Below are 9,851 nucleotides of genomic sequence, written 5' to 3'. Positions count from 1 at the left end.
GACCGAGAGGACCCGCCCGTGAGCGACACCGACCGGCCGCGCCCCAGCGCGCGCCGGCGTGCGCCCGCCCCCGGGACGGAGGACGCGGAGACCGCCGGCGCGCGGACCACCACCGTCACCGAGCCCGCCCCCGCGGGACCCGGCGGCCCGGAGGACGCCGCCGACCGGACCGTGGCCGACGAGGACGCGGCCGGGGCCCCCGCCCGCCGGTCCCGGCTGCGCCGGCGGCACGCCGCCCCGGAGGCAGAGGACCGGCCGGCGCCCACGGCCCCCGCGGGCCGGACGGACGACGACCCGGCCGACGACGACCCGGAGCCGGCGCACGCCCGGCGGCGGATCAGCGTGCCGCTCGTGCCCGCGCTGGCGGTGCTGCTGTTCCTCCTGCTGGTGCTGAACGGCGTCCTGCTCGCCCCGTGGCTGTCCCGCGAGGAGTCCCCGGTGCGCACGGACACCTACGTCGACGTGCTGCAGGCGGCGCGCTCCAACGTCGTCGACCTGACCTCCTTCGACCACCTGACGATCGACGCCGACATCGAGCAGGCCCGCCGGGTCACCACCGGCGACCTGCGCGAGGAGTCGGTCGCCGGGCTCGAGCGGGTCCGCCAGCAGCTCGTCGACGGCCAGGCCGTGAGCAGCACGGAGGTGGTGGGCGCGGGGGTGACCCGGGCGACCGAGGACGAGGCGACGGTCGTCATGGTCATCGCGACCACGCGCCAGGCGGCCGGCGTCCCGGCCCAGGTGCGCCGCGACCGCATCGAGGTGGACCTGCAACGGGAGGGCGAGCGCTGGCTGCTCTCCGCGATCCGAGGGACGGGACCCGATGACTGACGGCCCCGACGAGCGGCCCCGGCCCACGCCGCGGCCCCGGCCCGCCGCCGGCCCGCGGCCCAGCCCCCGGCCCCGCGTGGCCGGCAGCCGCCGGGAGCGCGACGAGGCGCCGGCGCCGGAGGCCGGCACCCCGCCGCGGGCCCGGGCCCCGCCCCCCCCCCCCCCCCCCCCCCCCCCCCCCCCCCCCCCCCCCCCCCCCCCCCCCCCCCCCCCCCCCCGGACCGGTGCCCGGGCCGAGGACGGCCCCGAGACCCGGGCCGAGGCACGCACCGAGACCCGGGCCGAGGCACGCACCGAGACCCGGGCCGAGCGACGCACCGAGACCCGGACCGAGGCACGGGCCGACCGCGCGCCTGCGGCGCGCCGCCGGGGGAGCGCACCCGCGGTGCCGGCGGCAGGCCGGCGGCTCCTGTCCCCGGTCGTGGTGACCCTGTCCGTGCTGTGCCTGCTGGCAGCTGGCGCCGCCGTGGGCCTGTACCTGCTGCTCTGGACCCAGGGCCGCGACTTCGTGGACCCTGACATCATCGACGCGGCCGAGGAGAACGTGCGGGCCGTCTACGCCTACGACTACCGCGACTCCGACGGCAGCGTCGCCGGCCAGCTCGCCGTCCTCACCGGGGACCTGCGCAGCCAGTACGAGGCGGAGGCCGAGGGCGCGCTCATCGACACCTACGAGCAGGTGTCGGCGACCATCCGCTACGACGTGCGCGACGTCGCCGTGCAGCAGGTCGACGACGAGCAGGACGAGGCGACGCTGGTCGTGTTCGGGCAGCTGGTCGCGAAGTCGGTCACCACGGGCACGGAGCCGGCGCCCGAGGGCAGCGAGTGCGTCGTCACGCCCGAGGGCGAGCAGTCCTGCGTGCGCACCGTGCAGATCCGGATGGTCCAGGTGGAGGACGACTGGCGGATCAGCGAGCTGACGGTGCTCACCACGGGCTGAGATCGCCGGCCCCGCGAGGGGGCCGGCCCGGCGTGGCGGCTGACCCGGAGCCCCCGGAGTGGCATCATGGCCGCGTCGGTCCCGCCCCCCTCGGGCGCCGCTGTTCCTTCCCGGGCGTCGTGTCGGCCGTCACGACCCCCGACGTGGACAGTGCGCTGGAGCAGGGGTAGGGTTCCCTGTTGCGCTGCCTCCTTACTGCATGCCCGCCGAGACGGGTCACGAGGGGTGCCCGGGGGAACCCTCCCGAGCCTCCTGCCGACCGTACGGCCGGGCCTCGTCGCAGGCCAGGGGCAGCCCCGCCGATACCGACGACGACCCAGGACGACCCGCACCCACCGCCCGCACGTCGTGAGGTCCTTGGAAGGACGCATCTTGGCAGGCTCTCGCCCCACCAGCATCTCCGCCAGCACCACCGAGTCACCCACCCCGCAGAGCACCACCCCGCAGTCCGGCCCCCGCACCGGCGAGGCCGACCAGCAGAAGATCCCCGGCGCCCCGCTCCGCGTCTCCTTCGCCAAGATCAACGAGCCGCTCGAGGTCCCGGACCTGCTGGCCCTGCAGACCGCCTCGTTCGACTGGCTGATCGGCAGCCCCGAGTGGCGGGCCACCCTCTCGCCCGAGGAGCAGGCCGCGGCCGTCGGCGGCCTCGCCGAGATCCTCGAGGAGATCTCCCCGATCGAGGACTTCAGCGGCTCGATGTCGCTGTCCTTCTCCAACCCGCGCTTCGAGGACGTCAAGGCGTCCCTCGAGGAGTGCAAGGACAAGGACATGACCTACGCGGCGCCGCTGTTCGTCACCGCCGAGTTCATGAACAACACCACGGGCGAGATCAAGAGCCAGACGGTGTTCATGGGCGACTTCCCGATCATGACGAGCAAGGGCACCTTCGTCATCAACGGGACCGAGCGCGTCGTCGTCTCGCAGCTGGTCCGCAGCCCGGGCGTCTACTTCGACAAGACCCTGGACAAGACGTCGGACAAGGACGTCTTCAGCGCCAAGGTCATCCCCAGCCGTGGTGCGTGGCTGGAGTTCGACGTCGACAAGCGCGACACCGTCGGCGTCCGGATCGACCGCAAGCGCCGCCAGCCGGTCACCGTGCTGCTCAAGGCCCTCGGCTGGACCGAGGACCGCATCCGCGAGCACTTCCAGTGGTCGCCCACCGTGCTGGCCACCCTGGAGAAGGACCACATCGCCGGCCAGGACGAGGCGCTGCTGGACATCTACCGCAAGCTGCGGCCGGGCGAGCCGCCGACGCGGGAGAGCGCCCAGGCGCTGCTGGAGAACCTCTTCTTCAACCCGAAGCGCTACGACCTGGCGAAGGTCGGCCGCTACAAGGTGAACAAGAAGCTCGGCGTCGAGGTGCCGCAGAGCACCCTCACGCTGACCGAGGACGACATCGTCGCGACCATCGAGTACGTCGTCCGGCTGCACGCCGGCGAGCCGGACCACGGCGTCGACGACATCGACCACTTCGGCAACCGCCGCCTGCGCACCGTGGGCGAGCTGATCCAGAACCAGATCCGGGTCGGCCTCTCCCGCATGGAGCGCGTCGTCCGCGAGCGGATGACGACCCAGGACGTCGAGGCGATCACGCCGCAGACCCTGATCAACATCCGGCCGGTCGTCGCCTCCATCAAGGAGTTCTTCGGCACCAGCCAGCTGTCGCAGTTCATGGACCAGACCAACCCCCTCGCGGGCCTGACCCACAAGCGCCGCCTGTCGGCGCTGGGCCCCGGCGGTCTGTCCCGTGAGCGGGCCGGCATGGAGGTCCGCGACGTGCACCCGAGCCACTACGGCCGGATGTGCCCGATCGAGACCCCCGAGGGTCCGAACATCGGCCTGATCGGCTCGCTGTCGTCGTTCGGCCGGGTCAACGCGTTCGGCTTCATCGAGACGCCGTACCGCCGCGTCGAGAACGGCCGGGTCACCGACCAGATCGACTACCTGACCGCCGACGAGGAGGACCGCTTCGTCGTCGCCCAGGCCAACTCGCCGCTGGACGCCCAGGGCCGGTTCGCCGAGGACCGCGTCCTGGTCCGCACCAAGGGCGGTGAGGTCGACTACCTGTCGCCCGAGAACGTCGACTACATGGACGTCTCGCCGCGGCAGATGACCTCGGTCGCGACGGCGATGATCCCGTTCCTCGAGCACGACGACGCCAACCGCGCGCTCATGGGCGCCAACATGCAGCGCCAGGCCGTCCCGCTGCTGCGCAGCGAGGCCCCGCTGGTCGGCACCGGCATGGAGCTGCGCGCCGCCGTCGACGCCGGCGACGTCGTCGTGGCCGAGAAGGCCGGCGTCGTGGAGGACTCCACCGCCGACTACGTCACCGTCATGGCCGACGACGGCACCCGGCAGACCTACCGGCTGCTGAAGTTCCGCCGCTCGAACCAGGGCACCTCGATCAACCAGACCCCCGTCGTCGACGAGGGCCAGCGGGTCGAGGTCGGCCAGGTCATCGCCGACGGGCCGTGCACCGACCAGGGCGAGATGGCGCTGGGCAAGAACCTGCTCGTCGCCTTCATGCCGTGGGAGGGCCACAACTACGAGGACGCGATCATCCTGTCGCAGCGCCTCGTGCAGGACGACGTCCTGTCCTCGATCCACATCGAGGAGTTCGAGGTCGACGCCCGCGACACCAAGCTCGGTGCCGAGGAGATCACCCGGGACATCCCGAACGTCTCCGAGGAGGTCCTCGCCGACCTCGACGAGCGCGGCATCATCCGCATCGGTGCCGAGGTCGTCCCCGGCGACATCCTCGTCGGCAAGGTGACGCCCAAGGGCGAGACCGAGCTGACCCCCGAGGAGCGGCTGCTGCGCGCGATCTTCGGCGAGAAGGCCCGCGAGGTCCGCGACACGTCGCTGAAGGTCAAGCACGGTGAGTCCGGCAAGGTCATCGGCGTCCGCGTGTTCTCGCGCGAGGACGGCGACGAGCTGCCCGCCGGCGTCAACGAGCTGATCCGGGTCTACGTCGCCCAGATGCGCAAGATCTCCGACGGCGACAAGCTCGCCGGGCGCCACGGCAACAAGGGCGTCATCGCGAAGATCCTGCCGCAGGAGGACATGCCGTTCCTCGAGGACGGCACCCCGGTCGACATCGTGCTCAACCCGCTGGGCGTGCCCGGCCGGATGAACGTCGGCCAGGTGCTGGAGACCCACCTCGGGTGGATCGCCAAGCAGGGCTGGGAGGTCGAGGGCACCCCGGAGTGGGCGGCCAAGCTGCCCGAGGGCGCCCGGGCCGCGGCGCCGGGCACCCGGACCGCGACGCCGGTGTTCGACGGAGCCAAGGAGGACGAGATCATCGGGCTGCTGGGCTCGACGATCCCGAACCGCGACGGCGACCGGATGGTGCAGGAGACCGGCAAGGCGCGGCTGTTCGACGGCCGCTCGGGGGAGCCCTTCCCCGAGCCGATCTCGGTGGGCTACGTCTACATCCTGAAGCTGCTGCACCTGGTGGACGACAAGATCCACGCCCGGTCGACCGGCCCCTACTCGATGATCACGCAGCAGCCGCTGGGTGGTAAGGCGCAGTTCGGTGGCCAGCGCTTCGGCGAGATGGAGTGCTGGGCGATGCAGGCCTACGGCGCGGCCTACGCGCTGCAGGAGCTGCTCACCATCAAGTCCGACGACATCCTCGGCCGGGTCAAGGTCTACGAGGCCATCGTCAAGGGCGAGAACATCCCCGAGCCGGGCATCCCCGAGTCGTTCAAGGTGTTGCTCAAGGAGCTCCAGTCGCTCTGCCTCAACGTCGAGGTGCTGTCCGGCGACGGGCAGGCGATCGAGCTGCGCGACACCGACGACGAGGTGTTCCGGGCCGCGGAGGAGCTGGGCATCGACCTGTCCCGCCGCGAGCCCTCCAGCGTCGAGGACGTCTGATCGGCCGCCGGCCGGCCCGGGGCACCGGGCCGGCCGGCGCCATCCACTCGACAAGACAAACAGCAGTAACCGAGCCCCGGGAAAGGGGTCCCCTTGCTCGACGTCAACTTCTTCGACGAGTTGCGCATCGGTCTGGCCAGTGGCGACGACATCCGCCAGTGGTCGCACGGTGAGGTGAAGAAGCCCGAGACCATCAACTACCGGACCCTCCGTCCGGAGAAGGACGGTCTCTTCTGCGAGAAGATCTTCGGTCCCACGCGGGACTGGGAGTGCTACTGCGGCAAGTACAAGCGGGTCCGGTTCAAGGGCATCATCTGTGAGCGCTGCGGCGTCGAGGTGACCCGGGCCAAGGTCCGCCGCGAGCGGATGGGCCACATCGAGCTCGCCGCGCCGGTCACCCACATCTGGTTCTTCAAGGGCGTCCCCTCGCGCCTGGGCTACCTGCTCGACCTGGCGCCCAAGGACCTCGAGAAGATCATCTACTTCGCGGCCTACCTGATCACCTCGGTCGACGACGAGTCGCGCCACCGCGACCTGCCGACCATCGAGGCCGAGATCAGCGCCGAGAAGTCGAACCTGGAGAACCGCCGCGACGCCGACGTGGAGGCCCGCCAGCAGAAGCTGGAGGCCGACCTCGCCGAGCTCGAGGCCGAGGGCGCCAAGTCCGACGTGCGCCGCAAGGTGCGCGAGGGCGGCGAGCGCGAGATGCGCCAGATCCGCGACCGCTCGCAGCGGGAGATCGACCGCCTCGAGGAGGTGCTCGACACCTTCCGCAAGCTCGAGGTCAAGCAGCTCATCGCCGACGAGGGCCTCTACCGCGAGCTGCGCGACCGCTTCGGTGAGTACTTCGAGGGCGGCATGGGCGCCGCGGCGCTGCAGAAGCTGCTCGCGGACTTCGACCTCGACGCCGAGGCCGCCTCGCTGCGCGACACCATCCGCAACGGCAAGGGCCAGCGCAAGCTGCGCGCGCTCAAGCGGCTCAAGGTCGTCGCGGCGTTCCAGCAGACCCGCAACTCGCCCATGGGCATGGTGCTGGACTGCGTCCCGGTCATCCCGCCGGACCTGCGCCCGATGGTGCAGCTCGACGGTGGCCGCTTCGCCACCAGCGACATGAACGACCTGTACCGCCGGGTCATCAACCGGAACAACCGGCTCAAGCGGCTGCTGGACCTCGGCGCGCCCGAGATCATCGTGAACAACGAGAAGCGGATGCTGCAGGAGTCCGTGGACGCGCTGTTCGACAACGGCCGCCGCGGCCGGCCGGTCACCGGCCCGGGCAACCGCCCGCTGAAGTCCCTGAGCGACCTGCTCAAGGGCAAGCAGGGCCGGTTCCGGCAGAACCTGCTCGGCAAGCGCGTCGACTACTCCGGCCGGTCGGTCATCGTCGTCGGCCCGCAGCTGAAGCTGCACCAGTGCGGTCTGCCCAAGCAGATGGCCCTGGAGCTGTTCAAGCCGTTCGTCATGAAGCGGCTCGTGGACCTCAACCACGCGCAGAACATCAAGTCCGCCAAGCGGATGGTGGAGCGCGCGCGGCCGGTCGTGTGGGACGTGCTCGAGGAGGTCATCACCGAGCACCCGGTGCTGCTGAACCGCGCGCCGACCCTGCACCGCCTGGGCATCCAGGCCTTCGAGCCGCAGCTGGTCGAGGGCAAGGCCATCCAGATCCACCCGCTCGTCTGCACCGCGTTCAACGCGGACTTCGACGGTGACCAGATGGCGGTGCACCTGCCGCTGTCGGCCGAGGCCCAGGCCGAGGCCCGGATCCTGATGCTGTCGAGCAACAACATCCTCAGCCCGGCCGACGGTCGCCCGATCACCGCGCCGACGCAGGACATGGTGCTCGGCCTGTACCACCTGACGACCCTGGTGCCGAGCCGGCACGAGGCCGACGGTGGCCGCCCCGCGGCGTTCGCCTCCGCGTCCGAGGCCGTCATGGCCTTCGACAAGGGCGCGCTGGGCCTGCAGGAGCGGGCGCTGATCCGCCTCGACGAGGTGTTCGGCGTCGACAACGGCAAGGTCAACCCCGCGTGGGAGCAGCCGGAGGACTGGACCCCCGGTGCGCCGGCGCTGGTCGAGACCAGCCTGGGCCGGGTGCTGTTCAACGAGGCCCTGCCCGAGGACTACCGCTTCGTCAACTACCAGGTGCCGAAGAAGGAGCTCGGGGCGATCGTCAACGACCTCGCCGAGCGCTACCCCAAGGTGCAGGTCGCGGCGACGCTGGACGCCCTCAAGTCGGCCGGCTTCCGCTGGGCCACCCGCTCGGGCGTGACGATCGCCATCGACGACGTCGTCACCCCGCCGGCCAAGCAGGAGATCCTCGACCGGCACGAGGCCGAGGCGCGCCAGATCGAGAAGCAGTACGAGCGCGGCGTCATCACCGACGCCGAGCGTCGTGGCGAGCTCATCGAGATCTGGACCCGCGCGCGGGCCGAGGTCAGCCAGGCGATGGTGGACAACTTCCCGACCACCAACCCGGTCTGGGTCATGGTCAACTCGGGCGCCCGAGGCAACATGATGCAGATCAGCCAGATCGCCGGCATGCGCGGCCTGGTGGCCAACCCGAAGGGCGAGATCATCCCGCGGCCGATCAAGGCCAACTTCCGGGAGGGTCTGTCCGTGCTGGAGTACTTCATCTCCACGCACGGTGCCCGCAAGGGTCTGGCCGACACCGCGCTGCGGACCGCCGACTCCGGGTACCTCACCCGCCGGCTGGTCGACGTCTCGCAGGACGTCATCATCCGCGAGGAGGACTGCGGCACCGACCGTGGCGTGATCATGCCGATCGGCACGGTCGTCGACGGCAAGGTCACCCGGGACGCGCACGTCGAGACCAGCGTGTACGCCCGTGCCCTGGCCACCGACGTGGTGGCCGAGGACGGCACGCTCGTCGCGCAGGCCGGTCAGGACCTCGGTGACGTGCTCATCGCGGCGCTGATCGACGCCGGTGTCGCGGAGGTCAAGGTCCGCTGCGTCCTGACCTGCGAGTCGCTGCTGGGCACCTGCGCCACCTGCTACGGCCGCTCGCTGGCGACCGGCAAGCTGGTGGACGTCGGCGAGGCGGTCGGCATCATCGCCGCCCAGTCGATCGGTGAGCCCGGCACCCAGCTGACGATGCGCACCTTCCACACCGGTGGTGTCGCGGGTGAGGACATCACCCACGGTCTGCCGCGTGTGGTGGAGCTCTTCGAGGCCCGCGTCCCCAAGGGCAAGGCGCCGATCGCCGAGCTGGCCGGCACCGTCCGCATCGAGGACGGCGAGCAGTTCCGGAAGCTCACGATCACCCCGGACGACGGCTCCGACGAGGTCGTCTACGACAAGCTGTCGCGCCGGTCGCGGCTGCGGGTCGAGGACGGTGCGCACGTCGAGGTCGGCGAGCAGCTCACCGAGGGTGCGGTGGACCCGCACGAGGTGCTGCGGATCATGGGCCCGCGCGAGGTGCAGCTGCACCTGGTCCGCGAGGTCCAGGAGGTCTACCGCAGCCAGGGCGTGTCGATCCACGACAAGCACATCGAGGTGATCATCCGCCAGATGCTGAAGCGGGTGACCATCATCGACTCGGGCGCCACCGAGTTCCTGCCCGGTGCGCTGGTCGAGCGGACGCTGTTCGAGACCGAGAACCGCCGCGTCGTCGCCGAGGGCGGCGAGCCGGCCTCGGCCCGTCCGGTGCTCATGGGCATCACCAAGGCCTCGCTCGCGACCGAGTCGTGGCTGTCGGCCGCCTCCTTCCAGGAGACGACCAAGGTGCTCACCGACGCCGCGATCCAGGGCAAGAGCGACAGCCTGCTCGGCCTCAAGGAGAACGTGATCATCGGGAAGCTGATCCCGGCCGGTACCGGCATCAGCCGCTACCGGAACATCACGGTCGAGCCGACCGAGGAGGCCCGCGCCGCCGTCTACACGATGGCCGGGTACGACGACGGGCAGTACTACAGCCCCGACGTCTTCGGCTCGGGCTCCGGCGAGGCCGTGCGCCTGGAGGAGTACGACTGGCGGGGCTGACGCCCCGGTAGACGCGAAGGGCCCCGCAGGTCACCGACCTGCGGGTCCCTTCCGCGTCCGGAGCCGGGATCAGGTGACCTGATCGTGCGGCGTCTCCCCTCAGCTCCTGCGGTGAGGGAGGACGCGTCCCGGTGAGGGAGGACGCGCCACCGCGGGGGAGGACGCCGGCGCCGGCCCCGACACGCTGAGGGCCCCGCAGGTGTCCCAC

4 protein-coding genes are annotated in these 9,851 nt (G+C 71.3%); all 4 read left to right on the top strand.

Annotated elements, in window-relative coordinates; translation table 11 throughout:
- Positions 1-18: 18 nt before the first annotated feature.
- The 4 genes from ACI79F_RS01465 to ACI79F_RS01450 all read left to right on the top strand — a co-directional run bounded on the left by ACI79F_RS01465 (position 19) and on the right by ACI79F_RS01450 (position 9,643).
- Positions 19-828, top strand: a complete 810-nt coding sequence (locus ACI79F_RS01465; protein WP_456546227.1) for a hypothetical protein — start codon at positions 19-21, stop codon at positions 826-828.
- Positions 829-1,249: 421 nt separating this feature from the next.
- Positions 1,250-1,768, top strand: a complete 519-nt coding sequence (locus tag ACI79F_RS01460; RefSeq protein WP_456546226.1) for a hypothetical protein — start codon at positions 1,250-1,252, stop codon at positions 1,766-1,768.
- Between the two features lie 372 nt (positions 1,769-2,140).
- Entirely contained in the window at positions 2,141-5,644 is a 3,504-nt protein-coding gene (rpoB, locus tag ACI79F_RS01455; RefSeq protein WP_456546225.1) for a DNA-directed RNA polymerase subunit beta, read from the top strand.
- 93 nt (positions 5,645-5,737) lie between these two features.
- Entirely contained in the window at positions 5,738-9,643 is a 3,906-nt protein-coding gene (locus ACI79F_RS01450; RefSeq protein ID WP_456546224.1) for a DNA-directed RNA polymerase subunit beta', read from the top strand.
- The last annotated feature ends 208 nt before the right edge of the window (positions 9,644-9,851 follow it).

It is taken from the genome of Blastococcus sp. SYSU D00868 (assembly GCF_054050575.1).
The sequence above is the reverse complement of the archived record's forward strand: the minus strand, read 5'-3'. Positions and strand labels throughout refer to the sequence as shown.